20 protein-coding genes and 3 pseudogenes are annotated in these 21,756 nt (G+C 58.6%); 10 read left to right on the top strand and 13 right to left on the bottom strand.

Going from position 1 to position 21,756, the window contains the following annotated elements; genetic code table 11:
* Window positions 1-123: 123 nt before the first annotated feature.
* From bioF to IV01_RS0124990, 9 genes are all read left to right on the top strand, one after another.
* The gene (bioF, locus tag IV01_RS14615; protein ID WP_032628088.1) at window positions 124-1,314 is read left to right on the top strand and encodes an 8-amino-7-oxononanoate synthase; all 1,191 of its coding nucleotides are present in this window, start codon (window positions 124-126) and stop codon (window positions 1,312-1,314) included.
* Window positions 1,307-2,038 (top strand): alpha/beta fold hydrolase, encoded by a 732-nt coding sequence (locus tag IV01_RS14620; RefSeq protein ID WP_032628087.1) that lies wholly within the window; start codon window positions 1,307-1,309, stop codon window positions 2,036-2,038. The genes bioF and IV01_RS14620 overlap by 8 nt, the downstream gene beginning before the upstream one ends.
* Window positions 2,031-2,843, top strand: coding sequence for a malonyl-ACP O-methyltransferase BioC (gene bioC / locus IV01_RS14625; protein WP_032628086.1), 813 nt, complete (start codon window positions 2,031-2,033; stop codon window positions 2,841-2,843). Before IV01_RS14620 ends, bioC begins: the two co-directional genes overlap by 8 nt.
* A gap of 28 nt (window positions 2,844-2,871) precedes the next feature.
* The gene (bioD, locus tag IV01_RS14630; protein WP_032628085.1) at window positions 2,872-3,552 is read left to right on the top strand and encodes a dethiobiotin synthase; all 681 of its coding nucleotides are present in this window, start codon (window positions 2,872-2,874) and stop codon (window positions 3,550-3,552) included.
* 298 nt (window positions 3,553-3,850) lie between these two features.
* Complete coding sequence (locus IV01_RS14635; protein WP_032628084.1) at window positions 3,851-4,147, top strand: hypothetical protein; 297 nt, start codon at window positions 3,851-3,853, stop codon at window positions 4,145-4,147.
* Between the two features lie 332 nt (window positions 4,148-4,479).
* Window positions 4,480-6,285: a phenylacyl-CoA dehydrogenase gene (locus IV01_RS14640; protein WP_032628083.1), complete on the top strand. Its 1,806-nt coding sequence runs from the start codon at window positions 4,480-4,482 to the stop codon at window positions 6,283-6,285.
* Between the two features lie 375 nt (window positions 6,286-6,660).
* A complete protein-coding gene (locus tag IV01_RS14645; RefSeq protein ID WP_032628082.1) occupies window positions 6,661-7,962 on the top strand; it encodes a sensor domain-containing diguanylate cyclase in 1,302 nt (433 codons plus the stop codon).
* Between the two features lie 327 nt (window positions 7,963-8,289).
* Window positions 8,290-10,068 carry an acyl-CoA dehydrogenase C-terminal domain-containing protein gene (locus IV01_RS14650; protein WP_032628080.1) on the top strand — a complete coding sequence of 593 codons (1,779 nt, stop codon included), beginning with the start codon at window positions 8,290-8,292 and terminating at the stop codon, window positions 10,066-10,068.
* A 342-nt stretch (window positions 10,069-10,410) separates the two neighbouring features.
* Window positions 10,411-10,572 (top strand): YqaE/Pmp3 family membrane protein, encoded by a 162-nt coding sequence (locus IV01_RS0124990; RefSeq protein ID WP_020290879.1) that lies wholly within the window; start codon window positions 10,411-10,413, stop codon window positions 10,570-10,572.
* A 137-nt stretch (window positions 10,573-10,709) separates the two neighbouring features.
* Here IV01_RS0124990 and IV01_RS27450 read toward each other — a convergent pair whose 3' ends face one another.
* From IV01_RS27450 to ubiE, 13 genes and pseudogenes are all read right to left on the bottom strand, one after another.
* Complete coding sequence (locus tag IV01_RS27450) at window positions 10,710-11,426, bottom strand: methyl-accepting chemotaxis protein (RefSeq protein ID WP_418903527.1); 717 nt, start codon at window positions 11,424-11,426, stop codon at window positions 10,710-10,712.
* Between the two features lie 141 nt (window positions 11,427-11,567).
* Window positions 11,568-12,527: pseudogene (locus tag IV01_RS27445) on the bottom strand (methyl-accepting chemotaxis protein); the annotation flags it as partial.
* 343 nt (window positions 12,528-12,870) lie between these two features.
* Window positions 12,871-13,923: pseudogene (locus tag IV01_RS27440) on the bottom strand (methyl-accepting chemotaxis protein); the annotation flags it as partial.
* 69 nt (window positions 13,924-13,992) lie between these two features.
* Window positions 13,993-14,754: pseudogene (locus IV01_RS27435) on the bottom strand (methyl-accepting chemotaxis protein); the annotation flags it as partial.
* Between the two features lie 212 nt (window positions 14,755-14,966).
* Window positions 14,967-15,674, bottom strand: coding sequence for a 16S rRNA (uracil(1498)-N(3))-methyltransferase (locus IV01_RS14665; RefSeq protein ID WP_032628072.1), 708 nt, complete (start codon window positions 15,672-15,674; stop codon window positions 14,967-14,969).
* Window positions 15,671-16,465 (bottom strand): twin-arginine translocase subunit TatC, encoded by a 795-nt coding sequence (gene tatC / locus IV01_RS14670; protein WP_032628069.1) that lies wholly within the window; start codon window positions 16,463-16,465, stop codon window positions 15,671-15,673. The genes IV01_RS14665 and tatC overlap by 4 nt, the downstream gene beginning before the upstream one ends.
* Window positions 16,462-16,947, bottom strand: coding sequence for a Sec-independent protein translocase protein TatB (gene tatB, locus IV01_RS14675; RefSeq protein WP_032628067.1), 486 nt, complete (start codon window positions 16,945-16,947; stop codon window positions 16,462-16,464). The genes tatC and tatB overlap by 4 nt, the downstream gene beginning before the upstream one ends.
* A gap of 10 nt (window positions 16,948-16,957) precedes the next feature.
* The gene (locus tag IV01_RS14680; protein WP_032628064.1) at window positions 16,958-17,230 is read right to left on the bottom strand and encodes a twin-arginine translocase TatA/TatE family subunit; all 273 of its coding nucleotides are present in this window, start codon (window positions 17,228-17,230) and stop codon (window positions 16,958-16,960) included.
* A gap of 41 nt (window positions 17,231-17,271) precedes the next feature.
* Window positions 17,272-17,604 (bottom strand): phosphoribosyl-ATP diphosphatase, encoded by a 333-nt coding sequence (locus tag IV01_RS14685; protein WP_032628062.1) that lies wholly within the window; start codon window positions 17,602-17,604, stop codon window positions 17,272-17,274.
* 3 nt (window positions 17,605-17,607) lie between these two features.
* Complete coding sequence (gene hisI / locus IV01_RS14690; protein ID WP_032628060.1) at window positions 17,608-18,000, bottom strand: phosphoribosyl-AMP cyclohydrolase; 393 nt, start codon at window positions 17,998-18,000, stop codon at window positions 17,608-17,610.
* A gap of 68 nt (window positions 18,001-18,068) precedes the next feature.
* The gene (gene ubiB / locus IV01_RS14695) at window positions 18,069-19,688 is read right to left on the bottom strand and encodes a ubiquinone biosynthesis regulatory protein kinase UbiB (RefSeq protein WP_032628058.1); all 1,620 of its coding nucleotides are present in this window, start codon (window positions 19,686-19,688) and stop codon (window positions 18,069-18,071) included.
* A complete protein-coding gene (locus tag IV01_RS14700; protein WP_032628056.1) occupies window positions 19,685-20,308 on the bottom strand; it encodes a ubiquinone biosynthesis accessory factor UbiJ in 624 nt (207 codons plus the stop codon). The genes ubiB and IV01_RS14700 overlap by 4 nt, the downstream gene beginning before the upstream one ends.
* The gene (ubiE, locus tag IV01_RS14705) at window positions 20,308-21,078 is read right to left on the bottom strand and encodes a bifunctional demethylmenaquinone methyltransferase/2-methoxy-6-polyprenyl-1,4-benzoquinol methylase UbiE (RefSeq protein ID WP_020293519.1); all 771 of its coding nucleotides are present in this window, start codon (window positions 21,076-21,078) and stop codon (window positions 20,308-20,310) included. Before ubiE ends, IV01_RS14700 begins: the two co-directional genes overlap by 1 nt.
* A 143-nt stretch (window positions 21,079-21,221) precedes the next feature.
* Here ubiE and IV01_RS14710 point away from each other — a divergent pair, with 143 nt between their 5' ends.
* Window positions 21,222-21,500, top strand: coding sequence for a polyhydroxyalkanoic acid system family protein (locus IV01_RS14710; RefSeq protein ID WP_032628053.1), 279 nt, complete (start codon window positions 21,222-21,224; stop codon window positions 21,498-21,500).
* Window positions 21,501-21,756: the final 256 nt, after the last annotated feature.

Here is a 21,756-nt window from a genome sequence, read left to right as displayed (position 1 = left end):
GTTGGAGCGAGGCTTGCCCGTGAATGATTCAACGCGGTGTGCCTGACATACCGCGTCGTCAAATTCGCGGGCGAGCCTCGCTCCAACGGGACAGCGTTCGCAACACTTCTCCCCGAGGCCCCCATGTCCTTCAATCTGAGCGCACGTCTGGCCGCCCGTCGCGCTGACAACCTCTATCGCCAGCGTCCGCTGCTGCAGAGCCCACAAGGCCCTGAAGTGGTAGTGGATGGCAAGCCATTGCTGGCGTTCTGCAGTAACGACTATCTGGGGCTGGCCAATCACCCCGAGGTGATTTCTGCGTGGCAGGCAGGCGCTAATAAATGGGGCGTCGGGGGTGGTTCTTCGCATTTGGTGATCGGCCACAGCGGCCCTCATCACGCACTCGAAGAAGCGCTCGCCGAGCTGACCGGGCGACCGCGAGCGCTGTTGTTCTCCAACGGCTATATGGCCAATCTTGGGGCTGTGACTGCGCTGGTCGGGCAGGGCGATACCGTGCTGGAAGATCGTCTCAATCACGCCTCGCTGCTGGATGCCGGATTGCTCAGCGGCGCGCGTTTTTCCCGTTACCTGCACAATGATGCTCAGAGCTTGAGCACCCGGCTTGAGAAGGCGGTCGGCGATACGCTTGTTGTCACTGATGGCGTGTTCAGCATGGACGGCGATATCGCCGACTTGCCCGCGCTGGCGCGAACCGCCAAAGCCAAAAGCGCCTGGTTGATGGTCGATGACGCCCACGGTTTTGGACCGCTGGGTGCCAATGGCGGCGGCATCGTCGAGCATTTCGGTTTGGGCATGGATGATGTGCCAGTGCTGGTCGGCACCCTGGGCAAGGCGTTTGGCACTGCCGGAGCCTTTGTGGCCGGGAGCGAGGAGCTGATCGAAACCATGATCCAGTTCGCTCGACCCTACATTTACACCACCAGCCAGCCCCCGGCTTTGGCCTGTGCGACGCTGAAAAGCCTGGAGCTGCTGCGTACCGAGCATTGGCGACGTGAGCGTCTGACGCGACTGATTGCCCAGTTTCGCGCTGGCGCGCAGCAGATCGGACTGACCTTGATGGACAGCTTCACACCCATTCAGCCGATTCTGATCGGTGACGCAGGGCAGGCCGTGCGCTTGTCGCAAATGCTTCGTGAGCATGGGCTGCTGGTGACTGCGATTCGCCCCCCTACAGTGCCCGCTGGCAGTGCCCGCTTGCGGGTGACCTTGTCAGCTGCCCACAGCGAAGCCCAAGTGCAGCTATTGTTGAATGCATTGGCGCAGTGTTATCCGCTGCTGAAGGCGAGCGAATTAGTGGAGCCAAATCATGCGTGATCGGTTGATCCTGTTGCCGGGCTGGGGCCTTGGCATTTCTCCGCTGGAACCCTTGGCGGCCGCATTGCGTGGTCTGGACGAGCATCTGCGGGTAGAAATCGAGCCGCTGCCGGAACTGGACAGTAGCGACCCCAAGGAATGGCTTGAGGAGCTGGACTCGCTTTTGCCTGACAACGCCTGGCTGGGCGGTTGGTCGCTGGGCGGCATGCTCGCCGCTGAACTGGCGGCACGTCGTGGCGAGCGCTGCTGCGGTCTGCTGACCCTGGCCAGTAACGCCAGCTTCGTAACCCGCGGCGCCTGGCCCAATGCGATGCCGTTGGGCGACTTCGAAGCGTTTCTGACCGGCTGCATCGATGATCCTGATGCGACGTTGAAGCGCTTCAGTCTGCTGTGCGCGCAGGGCGCTGAAGACCCTCGCGCTATTTCCCGTTTACTCAAGGCTGGCGCGCCCCATGGATCGACCCACGCGCTGGTCCATGGGCTGCAATTGCTGGAGCAACTGGACACGCGCAGTGCGTTGCAGACTTTTCGCGGCCCGCAGTTGCACCTGTTTGCCGGTCACGACGCCTTCGTTCCCGCTGAAGCCGCTGGAGATTTGCTGGCACTGTTGCCTGATGTGGAAGTGGGCGTGATCGAGCAGGCCAGCCACGCGTTCCTTTTGGAAAACCCCCATGGAGTGGCTGCGGCCATCCAGGCTTTTTTGCATGAGTCCGGTGATGACTGATTTATCAAATCCACGGCTGCCGGGTGGCTTGCCTGACAAACGCCAGGTAGCCGCATCCTTTTCCAGGGCAGCGGGCAGTTACGACAGTGTCGCTGAGTTGCAGCGTGCAGTTGGTGGTAAGTTGCTGACGCGATTGCCTGCTGAGCTTAACCCCGCACGCTGGCTGGATCTGGGCTCTGGCACCGGTTATTTCAGCCGTGTCCTGGCGCAGCGATTTGATGACAGCGAAGGTGTGGCGTTGGATATTGCCGAGGGAATGCTGCGGCATGCCCGGCCGTTGGCGGGTGCTGACCATTTCGTTGCAGGAGATGCCGAGCGCATGCCGCTGCGTGATGCCAGTTGCGAGCTGATTTTCTCTAGCCTGGCGGTGCAATGGTGCGCGGACTTCGGCGCCGTGCTGAGCGAGGCTGGGCGCGTCCTGCAACCGGGCGGGGTGTTTGCCTTTGCCAGCCTGTGCGTGGGCACCTTATATGAGCTGCGCGACAGCTGGCAGGCGGTGGACGGCATGGTTCACGTGAACCGCTTTCGCCAGCTGGAGGATTATCAGCGGCTGTGCGCGGCCAGCGGCTTGCGGGTCCGCTCTCTTGAAGTTTGCCCCCATGTGCTGCATTACCCGGATGTGCGCAGCCTGACACATGAACTGAAAGCTCTGGGCGCGCACAATCTGAATCCGGGGCGTCCGGGCGGTCTGACCGGTCGTGCGCGGATACTGGCCCTGATCGAGGCTTACGAGCACTATCGTCAAAGCGACGGGTTGCCAGCGACCTATCAAGTCGTCTACGCGGTTCTGGAAAAAACCGTTTGAGTTCATCACGCCATAGAGGGCTACCGAGATGAGCCGTGCGTACTTCATCACGGGCACCGACACCGATGTCGGCAAAACCACCATAGCTGCAGGTTTGCTGCATGCCGTGCGTCAGAGCGGACTGAGCACCCTGGCCGGCAAGCCGGTCGCTTCGGGTTGCGCAGTAACGCCCGGCGGCTTGCGCAACCCCGATGCCGTGGCGCTTATGGCTGAAAGTTCTATCGCGCTGAGCTATGAAGAGGTCAACCCGTTTGCCTTCGAGCCCGCTATCGCTCCACATCTGGCGGCTCGTGAGGCAGGAGTGGCATTGACGGTCCAGGCGCTGCTCGGCCCAATGCGGTTGGTGCTGGCGCGTAACGCTGACTTCACCCTTATCGAAGGCGCTGGCGGCTGGCGCGTGCCGCTGGCTGATCAGGCCAATCTGTCGGATCTGGCGATTGGCCTGCAATTGCCGGTGATTCTCGTGGTGGGCGTGCGCCTGGGTTGCATCAGTCATGCCTTGCTCACCGCTGAAGCCATCGCCGCAGATGGTTTGCAACTGGCCGGTTGGGTGGCCAACATCGTCGACCCCAAAACCTCGCGCCTGGAAGAAAACCTTGCGACCCTGGCGGAACGGTTGCCTGCACCGTGCCTGGGGCGCGTGCCCCGGTTGAAGAAGCCGGGAGCCGAGGTGGTGGCGGAGTATCTGCACTTGGAATTACTGGATTAAGCGAATGGCACCGGCACGCTGCTTCTGTTGGAGCGAGGCTTGCCCGCGAAGAACGGTGCCTAGGTATATCTGATAAAACGTGTCGTCTGATTCGCGGGCAAGCCTCGCTCCAACAGAGTCAACGTGCTCAGGATGTGGGCCAGTGCACAAAATTTGATCAGCAAGGTGCCGTACAATAGCCAGGCCGAAAAGGCTCAGCCTATGAGCAGGCCTAGTGCTATTAGTCTTTTTGTCGGGTATTTCAGCCGTTTTACTGCTTCAATAGCCTTGTTCGTTTTATGAACACGAGGATCGATACATGCAAATCACTATGAACAACACGCTTTATCCAGGCCTCAGCGCAATGGAAGTTGGGCAGTCGCGTGTCGATCAGGCGGCTACTCAAATCGCCAGCAGCAATATCGAAGTATCTGGCAGAAGCCAGTCTTCGGATTTTCAGCTGGAGAACCTGCGTTCCGTAGATCGCTCTCAGCGCACTGATCTTTCTGCCAACCTGGTGGAAATGGCCCAGGGCAAAAACCAGGTCGAAGCTGGTGTTGCCGTGCAGAAAGCCAGCGATGAAATGCTCGGTACGTTGATCGATACTTTCGCCTGATTGTCCTTTCGGCCGTGCGATCCGCGCAGCCTTGCGTCCTGAATTCCCCGCCATTCCCCGCCCCTATTTACTCCGCTACTCCACCGCCCTGAACTAGACTCAAGCCATCGAAGGACCATCCGTCCTGCGCTGCACGCCTTTATCTGCGTACCTTGAAACAGGTTCGATGATGAACGGTTCGTTATGCACGCTTGACAAGGTTTGGGCGTAAACGTATGTTTCAAACACCTGTTTGACCGCTAGGCATCCGAGATTGTCCGGTGGTTGGGGAAGGTCCCACAGCGACCGATCGGTCACACATTTCCAGGTTTCATCAGCAGAGGTTTATCGCTATGCCTGACTACAAGGCCCCCTTGCGTGATATTCGCTTCGTTCGTGACGAACTCCTCGGCTACGAGGCGCACTATCAAAGTCTGCCCGGCTGCCAGGACGCCACGCCTGACATGGTTGATGCCATTCTTGAAGAAGGCGCCAAGTTTTGTGAGCAGGTGCTGGCGCCGTTGAATCGTGTCGGCGATACCGAAGGCTGTACCTGGAGTGAGTCAGGCGTGAAAACGCCGAGTGGGTTCAAGGAAGCTTACAAACAGTTCGTCGAAGGCGGCTGGCCGAGCCTGGCCCATGACGTCGAGCACGGTGGTCAGGGCTTGCCCGAGTCTCTAGGCCTGGCAGTCAGCGAAATGGTCGGCGAAGCCAACTGGTCGTGGGGCATGTACCCAGGTCTGTCCCATGGCGCGATGAACACCATTTCCGAGCACGGCACCGACGAGCAGCGCGATCTGTACCTGACCAAGCTGGTGTCCGGCGAGTGGACCGGCACCATGTGCCTGACCGAGTCCCACTGCGGCACCGACCTGGGCATGTTGCGCACGAAGGCCGAGCCTCAGGCTGATGGCTCATACCGCGTGACCGGCACCAAGATCTTCATCTCCGCTGGCGAGCACGACATGGCCGATAACATCGTCCACATCGTGCTGGCGCGTCTGCCGGATGCTCCGGCGGGCACTAAAGGCATCTCGCTGTTCATCGTGCCTAAATTCCTGCCGAACGCTGACGGCAGCATCGGCAATCGCAACGCGGTCAACTGTGGTTCCCTGGAACACAAGATGGGCATCCACGGCAACGCCACGTGTGTGATGAACTTCGACGCGGCAACAGGCTTCCTGATCGGCCCGGCGAACAAAGGTCTGAACTGCATGTTCACCTTTATGAACACCGCGCGTCTGGGCACCGCACTGCAAGGTCTGGCTCACGCTGAGATCGGCTTTCAGGGCGGTTTGAAATACGCTCGTGATCGTCTGCAAATGCGCTCCCTTACTGGGCCGAAAGCGCCGGACAAGGTTGCCGACCCGATCATCGTTCACCCAGATGTACGTCGCATGCTGCTGACCATGAAGGCCTTCTCTGAAGGCACTCGCGCCATGGTGTATTTCACCGCCAAGCAGGTCGACATCGCCAAGTACAGCGAGGATCCAGAACACAAGAAACAGGCCGATGCATTGCTGGCGTTCATGACCCCGATTGCCAAGGCGTTCATGACTGAAGTGGGCTTTGAGGCCGCCAACCACGGTGTGCAGATCTATGGCGGCCACGGTTTCATCGCCGAGTGGGGCATGGAGCAAAACGTTCGCGACAGCCGTATTTCGATGTTGTACGAAGGCACCACCGGTATTCAGGCGCTGGACTTGCTGGGTCGTAAGGTCCTGATGACTCAGGGCGAGGCGCTCAAGGGCTTCACCAAGATCGTCCACAAGTTCTGCCAGAACAATGAAGGCGCTGAAGCCGTTCAGGAGTTCGTCACTCCACTGGCTGCACTGAACAAGGAATGGGGCGAGCTGACCATGAAAGTGGGCATGGCCGCCATGAAGGATCGTGAAGAAGTCGGCGCCGCTTCGGTGGATTACCTGATGTATTCCGGCTACGCCTGCCTGGCCTATTTCTGGGCTGACATGGCGCGTGTTGCCTCGGAGAAACTGGCGGCCGGCACCAGCGAAGAGGCTTTCTACACGGCCAAGCTGCAGACTGCGCGTTTCTACTTCCAGCGCATCCTGCCGCGCACCCGTACCCACGTTGCAACCATGCTGTCCGGTGCCGCTAACCTGATGGACATGAAAGAAGAGGATTTCGGTCTGGCTTACTAAGCCGTATCGGGATTCACCAGAAGCCGCTTTTCCTTTGGGAGAAGCGGCTTTTTTGTGGGTCGGATTTGATGGCTCTGGAATGAGAACTGTGGGAGCGAATTCATTCGCGAAGAGGCCAGTACATTCGAATACCTCATCGTCTGTAGCAATGCCTTCGCGAATGAATTCGCTCCCACAGGTTTTGATTTCCAGTCGATTTTATGTGTGACGCCAGCCTTCGCTCCATCCTCATATCCCACCAATAAACATTTTCGGGAAGCTGCCGTTAAAGAAAGTAGCCTGCTGGTCAGTTCTGCTGAATGCATATTCAAGTGGATGAGGGCACAATGCCATCAACTACGTTCTTAGCCCTGTGATGGGTGGGAGACATCCCCTTTGCTGCGTTCTTCAGCTTTACGCTATAGCCACTTTCTGCCTTCGCTGGTGTTGCTGCTGGCCGGGCTGGCGGCTGCGTACGTCAAAGATCTGAGCGTTTTCTTCACGTCACTGTTCAATGTATTACCAACTCTGGTTCTGCTGCTGGGCGGCGCGTATTGCGGGGTTTATCGCCGCCAGCGCGAGCTATTTTTGATGATCACGGTGTACGTTGCCTATTTCCTGCTAGACGCCCAGACGGATTATTTCCGCGATAACGGCAAGGTCCGCGAGGATGCGGCGGTGGTGTTCCATCTGGTGTGTCTGCTGCTGCCACTGCTGTACGGTGTATTCGCCGCCTGGGAGGAGCGCACGCATCTGGTTCAGGACATGGTCGCCCGGCTCGCGGTGCTGGTCGCGGTGGGCGCGGTTGCATTGGGGCTGGAGCAGAGTTATCCCGACGTGTTACTGCGCTGGCTGGCCGAGATTCGCTGGCCAGCGCTGCATGGTTCGTGGATGAGTCTGATCCAACTGTCCTACCTGACGTTCCTGATTGCCTTCGGCCTGCTGATTGCCCAATACATTCGCAAACCTCGGCCTTTGCATGCTGCGCAATTGATCGGCCTGCTCGGATTGTTCTGGGCCTTGCCGAAAACCTTCATCCTGCCCTTCACCCTGAACATCATGTGCAGCCAAGTGATGTTGATGATTGCTGCCGGTGTTGCCCACGAAGCCTATCAAATGGCGTTCCGTGACGAACTCACCGGCCTGCCTGGACGTCGCGCGCTCAATGAGCGCATGCAACGTCTGGGGCGCACTTATGTGTTGGCCATGGGCGACGTGGATCACTTCAAGAAATTCAACGACACCCACGGCCATGACGTTGGGGATCAGGTGTTGCGGCTGGTGGCGAGCAAACTGTCGAAGATTACCAGTGGCGGCGGCAAGGCTTATCGCTACGGCGGTGAAGAATTCGCCATTGTCTTTGCCGGTAAATCCATAGAGGAATGTATCCCGCATCTGGAAGCCATTCGCGAAGTCATCGCCAATTACGAAATTCAGCTGCGTAACCCCGAGAACCGGCCACAGGATGATCAGCAGGGGCGTCAGCGTCGCGGCGCGGGGCCGGCGACCAGCGTTTCGGTAACCGTGAGCATCGGCGTCGCCGAGCGGCTGCCGGAACACCGTACGCCTGAAGAAGTGCTCAAGTCTGCCGACCAGGCGCTCTACGCCGCGAAAGGCGCCGGTCGAAATTGCGTCATGTCCCACGGACAGACCACCCGGCGCGGTGCGGTGCGTACGGCGGCGGGTGCGGTTGGCTGATGGCTTGACGTCCCGCAGTTCTGCTTTGGATTGCGGATTCCTGTGGGAGCGAGGCTTGCCCGCGATAAGGGCGCCGCGATTCTGCAGGCCGATCACCCAAACTTTATCGCGGGCAAGCACCGCTCCCACAGGGGAATGCAGTGTGTCTGACTTATCGGGATACCTGACTTGCAGGTCGTGACCATTAATTATATTTCGGTCACGAATCGACCCTATGTGTCGCATTCGGTGTTCGGTTACACTCCGGTCATCGACACCAAGTCCCGTTTTGCTTAGGCGGGATTACTCTCTTCAGGTGTACTGCCCCCTGTTCCTGCGAGGTTTGCCATGGCTGACTACAAAGCGCCCCTGCGCGATATGCGTTTCGTCCTCAATGAAGTCTTTGAAGTCTCAAAGCTGTGGGCACAGCTCCCGGCACTGGCCGACACGGTTGACGTAGAGACGGTCGAGGCCATCCTTGAAGAAGCAGGCAAAGTCACCAGCAAAAGCATCGCGCCGCTCAGCCGCAGTGGTGATGAACAGGGTTGCAGCTGGAACGATACCGTCGTGACCACGCCGACGGGTTTCCCTCAGGCCTATCAGACTTACGCCGATGGCGGTTGGGTGGGTGTGGGTGGCAACCCTGATTTCGGCGGCATGGGCATGCCCAAGGCGGTGTCTGCTCAGGTCGAAGAGATGCTTAACTCGGCCAGCCTGGCGTTCGGCCTGTATCCGATGCTGACCTCAGGTGCCTGTGTTTCGATCAACACCCACGCCACTGAAGAACTCAAGGCAGCCTATCTGCCAAGCATGTATTCCGGCGCCTGGTCAGGCTCGATGTGCCTCACCGAAGCTCATGCCGGGACGGATCTGGGGATTATTCGCACCAAGGCCGAACCTCAGGCGGACGGTTCCTACAAAATCTCTGGCACGAAGATTTTCATCACCGGCGGCGAGCATGACCTGACCGACAACATCATCCATCTGGTGCTGGCCAAGCTGCCGGATGCGCCTGCCGGTCCCAAGGGTATATCCCTGTTTCTGGTGCCCAAGTTCTTGGTTAACGGCGATGGCAGCCTCGGAGAACGCAACACCGTGACCTGCGGTTCCATCGAACACAAGATGGGCATTCAGGCGTCAGCAACCTGCGTGATGAACTTCGATGAAGCCATTGGCTACCTGATTGGCGAGCCAAACAAAGGGTTGGCGGCGATGTTCACCATGATGAATTACGAGCGCCTCGGCGTCGGCATACAGGGGCTGGCCTCGGGTGAGCGTTCCTATCAGAGCGCCATTGACTACGCTCGTGATCGTCTGCAAAGCCGCTCACCTGGTGGTGCGCAGCAACCAGAGAAAATGGCCGATCCGATTATCGTGCATCCCGATGTACGCCGGATGTTGCTGACCATGAAAGCCCTGAACGAAGGCGGCAGGGCGTTTTCCACTTACGTGGCCATGCAGCTTGATATCGCCAAGTTCAGTGAAGACGACACCGCCCGCCAGCGCGCTGATGAGCTGGTAGCGCTGTTGACGCCGGTCGCCAAAGCGTTCCTGACCGATATGGGCCTGGAAACCACGATTCATGGCCAGCAGGTGTTTGGTGGCCATGGCTATATTCGCGAGTGGGGCCAGGAGCAACTGGTTCGTGATGTGCGCATCACCCAGATTTACGAGGGCACCAACGGCATCCAGGCGCTGGATCTCGTCGGTCGCAAGATTGTCGGCAGTGGCGGCGCGTATTACACCCTGTTCGCCAACGAAATCCGTGAATTCATCGCTGGCTCGGATGCATCGCTTGGTGAGTTCACCCGGCCATTGAGTGCGGCACTGGATTCGCTGGACGAATTGACCAACTGGGTTCTGGATCGCTCACGCAGCAATGCCCAGGAGATCGGCGCGGCATCTGTCGAATATCTGCACGTTTTCGGTTACACCGCGTACGCCTACATGTGGGCGATGATGGCCAAGGCTGCCTTGGGCAAAGAGGCCGACGAGGACTTCTACGCCAGCAAGATCGGCACCGCACGCTTCTACTTCGCCCGTTTGTTGCCGCGTATTCACTCGCTCAATGCGTCGGTCCGGGCGGGTAGCGAATCGCTGTTCCTGCTGGACGCGTCGCAATTTTGACGATGATTAATTTGTAAGCATTTGCTTACGCAGCGTAGTGCTGTTTGGCCCTATCACCCGAGTGGATCCAAAGTTAATCTAAATCCATGGACGTAGCGCAGGAAGCGCAACAAATAACAGGGACACGTAGGGATGCCTGCCAGGATGGCGGGAAGAAAAGGAAGTCAGGGAAACCAACTGTAAAGCCCCGCCTCGGCGGGGCTTTCTTATTTGTGCCGGATCTTATCTCAGCTATTCTGCTCGGTAATGGCTTGCTGCCAGATCACATGGAACCTCTTCCAGCTCGCACAGGTCAATTCGCTGTGTGGCTTATGAGAGCCATTTTCAATCTGGAGCTATCCCATGGACATTATCCGCATCATCTTCGCCATTCTGTTGCCGCCCGTGGGTGTCTTCATGCAAGTTGGTTTTGCCGGTGCATTCTGGCTGAACATCCTGCTGACCCTGCTGGGCTACTTCCCGGGCATCATCCACGCTGTGTACATCATCGCCAGCCGGAAGTAACCGCTGAATTTTGCGCCGAGCTCAGTCCATGTGGGAGCGGTGCTTGCCCGCGACAAAGACACCGCGATCTCGTGTGAATCGCGTCCAGCCTTATCGCGGGCAAGCACCGCTCCCACAGGTCAGAGTCTCCTTTACGCCTAAATCCCCCGAAACTTCGCCACCAACCCCTGTAAATGCGTGCCCAGTCGCGCCAGCTCCACGCTTGAGGCGGCGGTTTCCTCGCTAGCCGTGGCGGTCTGCTCGGAAATATTGCGCACGCTGATGATGTTGCGGTTGATCTGTTCGGCCACGGCGCTTTGCTGTTCACCTGCGGTAGCGATCTGTCGGTTCATGTCCTGGATGGTCGAGACCGTGCGGGTGATCTGCTCCAATGCGTTGCCTGCACGACGACTCAACTGCACGCTGTTGTCGGTCAGGCTGCGGCTGTTATCCAGAGTCGTGGCGACCTGTTGAGTGCCGTTTTGCAGGGCTGCGATCAGCTCTTCGATTTCCTCGGTAGACTGCTGCGTCCGCTGGGCAAGGCCGCGAACTTCATCCGCGACCACCGCAAAACCGCGTCCCGCTTCCCCGGCTCGCGCGGCCTCGATGGCCGCATTGAGCGCCAGCAGATTGGTTTGCTGGGAAACCGACTTGATCACATCCAGCACCCCACCTATTTTTTCGCTTTCGAGCTTCAGCACGTTCATCGCCTGAGTCGAGCTGAGTACCTCGTCGGCCAGTAGCTCGATCTGCCCAATGGCCTCAGCCACCACCTGATCGCCTTCGCGCGCCTGCTGGTCGGCATGGGCTGCTGCCTGGGAGGCGTCCTGAGCGTTGCGTGCGACCTCAAACACCGTGGCGGTCATCTGGTTCATCGCCGTGGCAACCTGATCGGTCTCGTCCTTCTGGCTATTGACGCCAACGCTGGTCTGCTCCGTGACGGCGGACAATTGCTGCGCCGCGCTGCTGATTTGTGTAACGCCATCACTGATCCCGCTGATCAGGTCCCGCAGGCTTAACGTCATGGACTGCATGCTCTGTTGCAACTGGCCCATTTCATCTGCGCGCTGGATCAGCAGGTCTTTGCTCAGATCACCTTTGGCGATACGGTCGGCGGCAGCCAGGGTCTCGCGTAGTGGCGTAATGATCTGCTGGGTCATGACCCACGCCGCCAGTAACCCCAGCACAATTGCGAGCCCGGCCACCGTGCTTAACGTCGCACGGGAGAGCCCGGCCTCGCTGTCCCGATGAGTGCTTTGCAGGGTAATCAGATCTGCAACGCTGACCAGCATCTTGTCGCTAAGAGCCTCCAGGGTTTCCTGAGCGGCTTCGAGTTTGACTTGAGCGTCCTTGAATTTAGTCAGTTGGACGCGATAGCGCTCCAATGCTTCTTTGGCAGGGATCAGGCCTTTGAGGTTCTCGTCCGCCTGATCCTGGGCGATCTGCTGAACCTCCTTGAGAGCTTCATCAATGGCACCGATGGCTGCCGCTTCGTACGTGTCCAGGCCACTGAAGGTATAAGCCTGAACTTGAAAACGGGCGGTCTGAATCTGCTGTTTGAGCTGGGTAATATTAGTGAATTCGTCCAGCCGCTCGCCATTGTCCTGCTCCTGGCTGACCGATTTGAGTACTTCGCTCTCGACTTGCGCCACTGCCTGCACGGCCTGTTCGGATTGTTCTTCCAGCAGCGTGCGTGATCGCTCTCGGGCTTTGTGGTCTTCGCCAAGGCTGGTAAAGGTTTTCTCCATGTCGGCGACCAGCGCACTTTGCTCGGTCAGCATGCGTACGCTGGCCGCATCGTCTGTTTCTTTGCGCAGCAGCGCCAGATGAGCTTCCAGTTCGTTGAGCCGATTGACCACATTGGTCGAGTTTTCGGTGCTGTTGTCGGCGCGATAGATGATGCGTTCGGCGCGCAGGTCCTTGGTCATACTGCTGAGCTGGCCGATGGCCGTGAGTGATTCTGAACGCTCGATCATGGTGTCCAGCCCATGCCAGCCGGTCAGTGTGATTGCCATGGTCAGCATCAGGATCAGGCCAAAACCGAGAGACAGTTTCAGTTTTACGCTGGTGTTGCCCAGGGTGTTATTGATCCATCGAAACATGTAAGTGCTCCTGCCAATGTGCGTTGTAAGCGCATCGGCTGGAGCTTCGAGAACGCGACCTGAGTCGCTTGTAGGGGGATTCCGAGTAAAAGGAAGGATGTGACTGACGCTTAGATAACTGCAGGAGCGCGCTTGCCCGCGATGGCGTCCTGTCAGTTGATTCTAAGGCTGCTGACAGAACGCCATCGCGGGCAAGCGCGCTCCTACTGGTGGGGTGTTAAACCTTGAACTTGCTCACCATCACTTGCAGATGATTGCCCAACCGCGCCAGTTCAACGCTGGAGGCGGCGGTTTCTTCGCTGGCGGCGGAGGTTTGCTCGGAGACGTCGCGCACGTTGAGGATGCTGCGGTTGATTTCCTCGGCAGTGGCGCTTTGTTCTTCGGCAGCGGCGGCGATTTGCTGGTTCATCGCCTGGATCGCTGAAACGGTCTTGGTGATGTTTTCCAGTGATCCACCGGCTCGGCGGGTCAGTTCCACACTGCTCACGGTCAGCTCGCGGCTGTTATCCATGATGGTTGCCACCTGCTGAGTGCCGCTCTGCAAGCCCGCAATCAGTTGTTCAATCTCTTCAGTGGATTTCTGCGTGCGCTGGGCAAGGCTGCGCACTTCATCGGCGACCACCGCAAAACCACGACCAGCTTCACCCGCTCGGGCTGCTTCGATGGCGGCGTTGAGGGCCAGCAGGTTGGTCTGTTGCGCGACGGATTTGATTACATCCAGCACGCTGCCAATCTTGTCGCTTTCGCGCTTGAGTTCGTTCATCGCTTCGGTTGAGTTGCCCACTTCCTTGGCCAGGCGCTCGATCTGGACGATGGCTTCGTTAACCACACGATCACCTTCCCGTGCCTGCTGATCGGCGGCAACGGCTGCTTCCGAGGCTTCTTCGGCATTACGCGCGACTTCCTGCACCGTGGCCGTCATTTCGTGCATGGCTGTGGCGACCTGGTCGGTCTCAACCTTCTGGCTGTTGACCCCGGCGCTGGTTTGCTCGGTCACGGCGGACAGCTCTTCGGCAGCGCTGGCGATCTGTGTCACGCCGTCGCGAATGCCACTGATCAACTGGCGCAGGTTGACGGTCATGCGCTGAATGCTGGTCTGTAGCTGACCCATTTCGTCGCGGCGATCAATGGCCAAATCGTGGCTCAAATCACCCGAGGCCACACGCTCGACAATGTTCAACGTCTGCTGCAAAGGTGTGACGATCTGGCGGGTGATGACCCAGGCGGCGAGGACGCCAAACAGTAAGGCCAGCACCGTCGCCAGGCTGATCGTCGACTTGGCTTGCTGGCTTTCCGCCTCACGCTTGCTAAATTGATCTGAATTCAGTTTTGCACTCAGGTCGAGTAAATCCTGACCTTCTTTGGTCATGGTTGCCAAGGCTTGTTTACCGGCGGCCTGAGCATCGCGATATTGACCCACTGCAGCCTGATAGGCCTTCAGGCCAACGGTGGCAGCCTGCAAGCCGGGCAGGTAAGTCGAAGGGATGCTGCCCGCGAGGGTATTGATGCCGACCAGGGCCTGATCGATGCCAGCATTGGCATTCTTTTCAAACTCGGCCTTGCCGCTGTAGGTGTAGCCACGTACTTGATAGCGCGCTTGCTGGATCAGTTTGCTGACCACGACTGTGTCGCTGTATTGCAGGATGTTATCGCCCAGCAGCAGCGCGGCTTCGATCTTGTCGATCTCGGCGACGGCCTTATCCGCCGCATCGCCCATCAAGCCCCGGCTTGCTTCGCGGGAGGTGATGGCTTTGGTCATGTCGTTGAAGGTTTTGCGGTATTCGGTCGCTGACTGCTGCTGCTCCTCCAGCCACTTCTGGCTTTCCGGGCTGGCCACCATCGCGCGGGCTTTCTTGATGCTCGCGTCAACTTTATCCAGCGTTGCAATCATGGAGGTTGCCGATTCAGCGTCGTACTGACGCTCGTAAACCAGGCGCTTTATACGCAACTCCATGGTCAGGGTTGCGACCTCGGAAATCGCCGTCAGCTTGTCGCCGCGCTCAATCACTGAGGCGACGCTCAACCAACCGGTGACGGTGATCACAACCGTCAATAACAGTACGAGGCCGAAGCCGAGTCCGAGTTTCAGGCTTACGCCCATGTTTCCGAGACTTTTACCGAGCAGACCCATACCGAACTCCTGAGGTACTTATTTGTTGTAGGTTTTTCCTTACAACATACATCGGCAGGGTCATGTGTAACTGTAGGAGCGAGCTTGCTCGCGATCGCGCTTTGATTGTCGACACATCATCGCCTGACTGGGCGCTATCGCGAGCAAGCTCGCTCCTACAGGAGTGGATTGCCTCGATATGTTTAGAACAACCGCGCCAACAGCGCCGTGACCGCCGTTTCAACCCGCAGGATGCGCTCACCCAACTGGACCGGTTGCAGGCCGGCTTTGCTCAGCAGGTCGACTTCGTAGGGTATCCAGCCACCTTCCGGACCGATCGCCAGGGTCACGGGGTCGGTCACGGCGCGGGGGCAGGCTGGAAAATCGCCAGGGTGGCCTACAAGGCCAAGGGTGCCATCGACCAGTTGCGGCAGACGATCCTCAACGAAGGGCTTGAAGCGTTTCTCGACGATGATTTCAGGCAACACGCTGTCCCGGGCCTGCTCAAGCCCCAGGATCAGCTGTTCACGGATGGCCTGAGGTTCGAGGAAAGGGGTCTGCCAGAAGCTTTTTTCGACCCGATAACTGTTGACCAGAATGACCTTGGGCACGCCCATGGTTGCAATGGTCTGAAATACCCGGCGCAGCATTTTCGGTCTTGGAAGCGCCAGCACCAGCGTCAATGGCAGTTTGGCGGGCGGGGCGCTGTCGAGGGTGATGCGAAGCTCGGCTTCATGGTTCTCAAGGCGCAACAACTCGGCACTGCCCAGCAACCCACCGATGCGGCCCACGCGCAGGCTGTCGCCCACCTCTGCGCGATGCACCTCTTGCATATGCTTGAGGCGCCTGTCGCGCAGCACGACTCTGTCAGGCGCGATGAAGTCCGCGTCTTCGAGCAGCAGCAGATTCACGGCTGGGTCGCGGGTGGCTGGTCTTGCTTGTCTTGCTCGGACTGGTCATCGGCATGATCGCCACGCTTGGTGATCAGCGAACTGCACAACACGCCGATTTCAAACAACAGCCACATGGGGACGGCGAGCAACGTCTGGGAGAAGATGTCTGGCGGGGTCAGGATCATGCCTACCACGAAGCAGCCGATGATCACGTAAGGGCGGATCTTCTTCAGGTACTTCACGTCGACAATGCCGATCCACACCAGCAATACCACAGCCACGGGGATTTCGAACGCTACGCCAAAGGCGAAGAACAGCGTCATGACGAAGTCCAGATAGCTGGCGATGTCCGTCATCATCGACACGCCTTCAGGCGTGACGCTGGCGAAGAAATGGAAGATCAGTGGGAATACCAGGTAGTAGGCGAACGCCATACCCGAGTAGAACAGGATGATGCTTGAAACCAGCAATGGCACCGCCACGCGCTTTTCATGCTTGTACAGGCCCGGCGCGATGAAGCCCCAGATCTGATGAAGGATCACCGGCATGGCGAGAAACAGCGCCACCATCATGGTCAGCTTGAACGGCGTGATGAACGGTGAGGCCACGTCTGTGGCAATCATCGTCGCGCCTTCAGGCAGAAAAACCCGCAGCGGCGCGGAGACGAAGGTGTAGATCTTCTGCGTGAAGTAAAACAGGCAGGCGAAGATCACGAAGATCGCCAGGACGCATTTCAGCAGGCGCGAACGGAGTTCTGTGAGGTGCGAGACCAGCGGCATTTGCTGGTCGTTTTCCGGAATATCGCTCATGGGGCTCGCGGCGGCAGTGACGAATCGTTGGCGGAAGGTGCGTTTGGCTCTGGAGCGGTAGCAACAACGTGTGGCTCGGCGTGCGGCACCGACTCCGCTGCGTTAGCGGTTGTGCCTGCTGGCGCTGCAGGGCCGAGATCAGCGACGGGCGCTGATGGCGTCGGCGGCACAGTCGTCACCACATCGGCGGCCACAGGTCCTGGTTCGGCAGCCGCTGGCGGGGTCGCGGGTGGCTGCTGTGGCGACAGGATCTTGCGAGCTTCCTGCTCCAACGAAAGAATGTGTTCGTTGTGCAGTTGCCGACGGATTTCGTCTGCGCCGATTTCGCGTTCAACTTCCTGTTTGATCGCATTGAAGCTGCGCTTCAGACGGCCGATCCAAAGACCTGCGGTGCGCGCGGCGCCGGGCAGACGTTCGGGGCCAAGCACCAGCAAGGCCACAAGACCGACCAGCAGCAATTCAGTGAAGCTGATACCAAACATTCAATATGACCTAGTCTTTGCGAATGGGCTCTTCGACTTTGTGCGCTTGCGCGTCGATGGTGTGCGGCTGATTCAGGGGCGAGCCCTGTGGTGCGGCCTGCGGCGGCTGTTGTGGCGGAACGGGTGGTTGCTCTTGTGGTTTTTCATCGTCGTTCATGGCTTTGCGAAAGCCCTTGATCGACTCACCTACATCGCTGCCCAGACCTTTGAGTTTCTTGGTGCCGAATACCAGTACCACGACAACCAGAATAACGATCCAGTGTTTCCAGTCAAAAATACCCATGAAGCATTCCTCGTAGAAGTTTCAAGCTCGAAAAGTGAGAGTCAATCGGCTGAGCGCGCGGCTTTTTCCGCATGCCCGGACAAGCCGAAACGGCGGTCCAGTTCATCGAGCACTGACTGTGGATGCTGACCCAGTGCGGCGAGCATTACCATGCTGTGAAACCACAGGTCAGCGGTTTCGTAGATGACATCGCTGCAATCACCGCTGACAGCGGCATCCTTGGCGGCAATGATGGTTTCGACCGACTCTTCGCCGACCTTTTCCAGAATCTTGTTCAGACCCTTGTGATACAGGCTGGCGACGTAAGAGCTATCGGCAGCGGCGCCCTTGCGCGATTCAAGCACTTCGGCCAAGCGGGACAAGGTATCGGTCATGTTTCAGTGTCCTGCGTGATAAATTGCTTCCGGATCTTTCAAGACCGGCTCAACGGTTTTCCAGCTGGCGTCTTCATAAATCCGGTAGAAACAGCTTTCGCGTCCGGTGTGGCAGGCGATGCCGCCAATCTGTTCAACCATCAGGATGATTACATCGGCGTCGCAGTCCAGACGCATTTCATGAAGCTTCTGCACATGGCCTGATTCTTCGCCTTTGCGCCAGAGTTTGCCACGCGAACGCGACCAATAGATTGCACGGTTCTCTTCGGCGGTCAGGCTCAAGGCCTCGCGGTTCATCCATGCCATCATCAGCACGCGCCCGGTCTTGTGGTCCTGAGCGATAGCTGGCACCAGACCGTCGCTATCCCACTTAATCTCGTCCAGCCAGTCTTTCATATTTACTCCGGCAGCCGGGCGTCAGGCCTCGGCGGGTTGAACAGTGTGCCAGCGGGCGGCGCTGATGGCTATCTGCGGATGACCAGATACAGGCCCGCAACCAGCATGATCCAGGCCGGCCAGGCGACCGGTGCGACCAGTGCGGTGCTCTCTGCCACCAGGGTCGAGGCCAGTACCGCGCCACCGGCCAGCAGCGCAGCCCCCAGCAGGCGCAGGGCCCAGCCATCACCGCGCTCACGCCACGGCGGTGGCGGATCTTCCTTGTGCGGCTGGGACATGCGCTCCAGCAAGTCGCGGGTCATGTTGGCCAGATGCGGGATCTGCTCGACCTGGGACTGCAGATTGCCAAACAGGGTTTTCGGGCTGACCCGATCACGCATCCAGCGCTCCAGAAACGGCTGCGCGGTGCTCCACAGATCCAGATCCGGATACAGCTGGCGGCCCAGACCTTCGATATTCAGCAGGGTTTTCTGCAGCAATACAAGCTGCGGCTGGACTTCCATGTTGAAGCGTCGAGCGGTCTGGAACAGACGCATCAGCACCTGACCAAAGGAAATGTCCTTGAGCGGCTTCTCGAAAATCGGCTCGCACACGGTACGAATCGCGGCCTCGAACTCGTTGAGCTTGGTCTCGGCAGGCACCCAGCCTGAATCGATGTGCAGCTGGGCGACGCGCCGATAATCACGCTTGAAGAAGGCAAACAGGTTGCGCGCCAGATAATCCTGATCTTCAGGGGTCAGGCTACCGACGATGCCGCAGTCGATGGCGATGTACTGTGGGCTCCACGGACTGACGGTGCTGACGAAAATATTGCCGGGGTGCATGTCAGCGTGAAAAAAGCTGTCGCGGAACACCTGGGTGAAGAAAATCTCCACACCGCGTTCGGCGAGCAATTTCATGTCGGTGCGCTGGTCCGCCAAGGTCGCGAGGTCGTTGACCTGAATTCCGTAGATACGCTCCATGACCAGCACTTTCGGCCGGCACCAGTCCCAATAGACTTGCGGCACGTAAAGCAGCTCCGAGCCTTCGAAGTTGCGGCGCAGCTGGCTGGAGTTGGCGGCTTCGCGCAGCAGGTCGAGCTCGTCGTAGATGGTTTTTTCGTAGTCTGCGACCACATCCACCGGGTGCAGCAGGCGGGCATCGGCCGACATGCGCTCAGCGGTGCGGGCCAGAATGAACAGCCACGCGAGGTCCTGACTGATGATCGGCTTGAGGCCCGGTCGCACAACCTTGACCACCACTTCTTCGCCGCTCTTAAGACGTGCGGAGTGCACCTGAGCAACCGATGCGGAGGCAAGCGGCGTCACGTCGAAGCGGCTGAATACGTCGCTGATCTTCGCGCCCAGCTGTTCTTCGATCAGCTTGATCGCTACCTGCGAGTCAAACGGTGGCACACGGTCCTGCAACAGCATCAACTCGTCGGCGATGTCCTCGGGTAGCAGGTCCCGGCGAGTGGACAGTATCTGTCCGAACTTGATGAAGATCGGTCCAAGATCCTGCAATGCCAGGCGCAAGCGCGCGCCACGGGGCAGTTCGCTGATCTTGCGCGGGATCAGCCGCCAAGGCATGACATAACGCAGGGCCATCATCCACAACGGCAGTGGCAGGGCGAACAGCAAGTCATCGAGACGGTAGCGGATCACGACACGCTGGATACGAAACAAACGGCGGACGGCAAGCAGTTTCATGCGTTATCGCTGGAGTCAGAGGATTGGGCGAGGCGCTCGAAGCGGGCCTCAAGGCGTTCCAGATCAAGCTTGATCCGGTCAAGTTCGGCAAAGCGGGCTTCGGCTTCGTGCTTGCCCACAAGGGTGCGCGACTCTTCATTCAAATAGTCGGCAAGGCTCTGGCCAAGGCTGGTGAAGCTGTCTTTGGTCCAGCGGGCGCGGCTGCGCAGATGATCACCCAGCAGCGGGCTGGCGACCGGGCCGAGCCAGCGGGACAGCTCGTATTCCCAGTCCAGTTCGAGATCCTGAAGGACGCCGACCAGTTCGAGCAAAACACCGCTGTCGCCATCAAGCTCGACATCCGGGCCGTGCAACACCGCGCTCTTGTCCTGGCTCAGCGCCAGTCGTACCAAGCTTGCAGCCGGGGCGCGCAGGGTGCAGTCAGCCTCGACTTCCCAATGCGCGGCCAGCATCAGGCCTTCATCGCTGGGCAAAATGAACAGCTGCAACGCCGGATTGCGGCAGTCCACCGCAATCACCTTGCCGGACAAACGTTCCAGGCGCGGCAATGCGGTGGCGTCCAGACGCAACACACGGTTGATGCCGTGCTCGACACTGGCGAGCAAGCCGCTGAGTAACATCAGGGTTTGATGCCGCGATGCAGCGCCACAACGCCGGCAGTCATGTTGTGATAGGTCACACGGTCAAAGCCGGCTTCTACCATCATCGACTTCAGGGTTTCCTGATTCGGGTGCATGCGGATCGATTCAGCCAGATAGCGATAGCTTTCCGAATCGTTGGTAACCAGCTTGCCCATCAGCGGCATGAAGGCGAACGAGTAGGCGTCATAAGCCTTGGACATCAGCTTGTTGGTCGGCTTGGAGAACTCCAGCACCAACAGACGGCCACCCGGCTTGAGCACGCGCAGCATCGAGCGCAGCGCATCTTCCTTGTGGGTCACGTTACGCAGGCCAAAGGCGATGGTCACGCAGTCGAAATGGTTGTCCGGGAACGGCAGCTTTTCAGCATCGGCCTGAACAAACTTGACGTTGCCCGCTACACCGAGGTCCAGCAGGCGGTCGCGACCGACCTTGAGCATGGAGGCGTTGATGTCAGCCAGCACCACTTCGCCGGTCGGGCCAACCAGGTGGGAAAACTTCTTGGTCAGATCGCCCGTGCCGCCGGCGATGTCCAGCACGCGGTTACCCGTGCGAACGCCGGACAGCTCGATAGCGAAGCGCTTCCAGAGACGGTGCATACCCCCTGAAAGCAGGTCGTTCATGAGGTCGTACTTGGCTGCGACGGAGTGAAACACCTCCGCAACCTTCTCGGCCTTTTGGCTTTCCGGCACGTTTTTGTAGCCGAAGTGAGTAGTAGGTTCGGCATCGCTGCCTTTGCGCGGATCATTCATATCGCGGTCACCGGAATAAAGTGCGGCCATTCTAATCGTCGTGGCGGGCTTTGTCTTGACAAGGCTCATCGCCAACAGTTTCTTCATTCCGAGCGGCTGTTATAGTTGCGCGACGATTTACCTTGCGCTGAAGGAGCCACTGAATGGCCAAAATCACTGTTGAACGCCCACATTCGCTGGGCAAGGAAAAGGCCCGCGAGAAGGCCGAACTCCTGGTCGAGAAGCTCGCCGAAAAATACGGCATCCAACATGAGTGGCAGGGCGACAGCGTCAAACTTGAAGGCAAGGGCGCCAAAGGAACCGTCGCAGTTGAAGACGCCTTGGTTCGCGTAGATCTTGATCTGAATTTTTTCCTGTCGGCCATGAGCGGGCAGATCCAGGCGGAAGTTGAGCGGCAACTGGATAAAGCGCTGGTTTCCTGATCTTCCCAAGATAAGCGCCGGATTCTGTGGGAGCGAATTCATTCGCGAAGAGGCCATTACATCCGACAGAGATTTTTCGTGTGTAATTGCCCGTTCGCGAATGAATTCGCTCCCACAGGGAAAAAGCATTCCAACCGGAAGACCAAGTCCTACACCTCCTTCCTACACCCCTTCAACACCACCCAAACCTAGGGTGTGCATTCTAATTTTTCCGACTACTTTCGTGCTCATGCCCCATTCCCTCGGGGTGATCCTC

It is taken from the genome of Pseudomonas syringae (assembly GCF_000737245.1).
Lineage (GTDB): Bacteria > Pseudomonadota > Gammaproteobacteria > Pseudomonadales > Pseudomonadaceae > Aquipseudomonas > Aquipseudomonas syringae_J.
The sequence above is the reverse complement of the archived record's forward strand: the minus strand, read 5'-3'. Positions and strand labels throughout refer to the sequence as shown.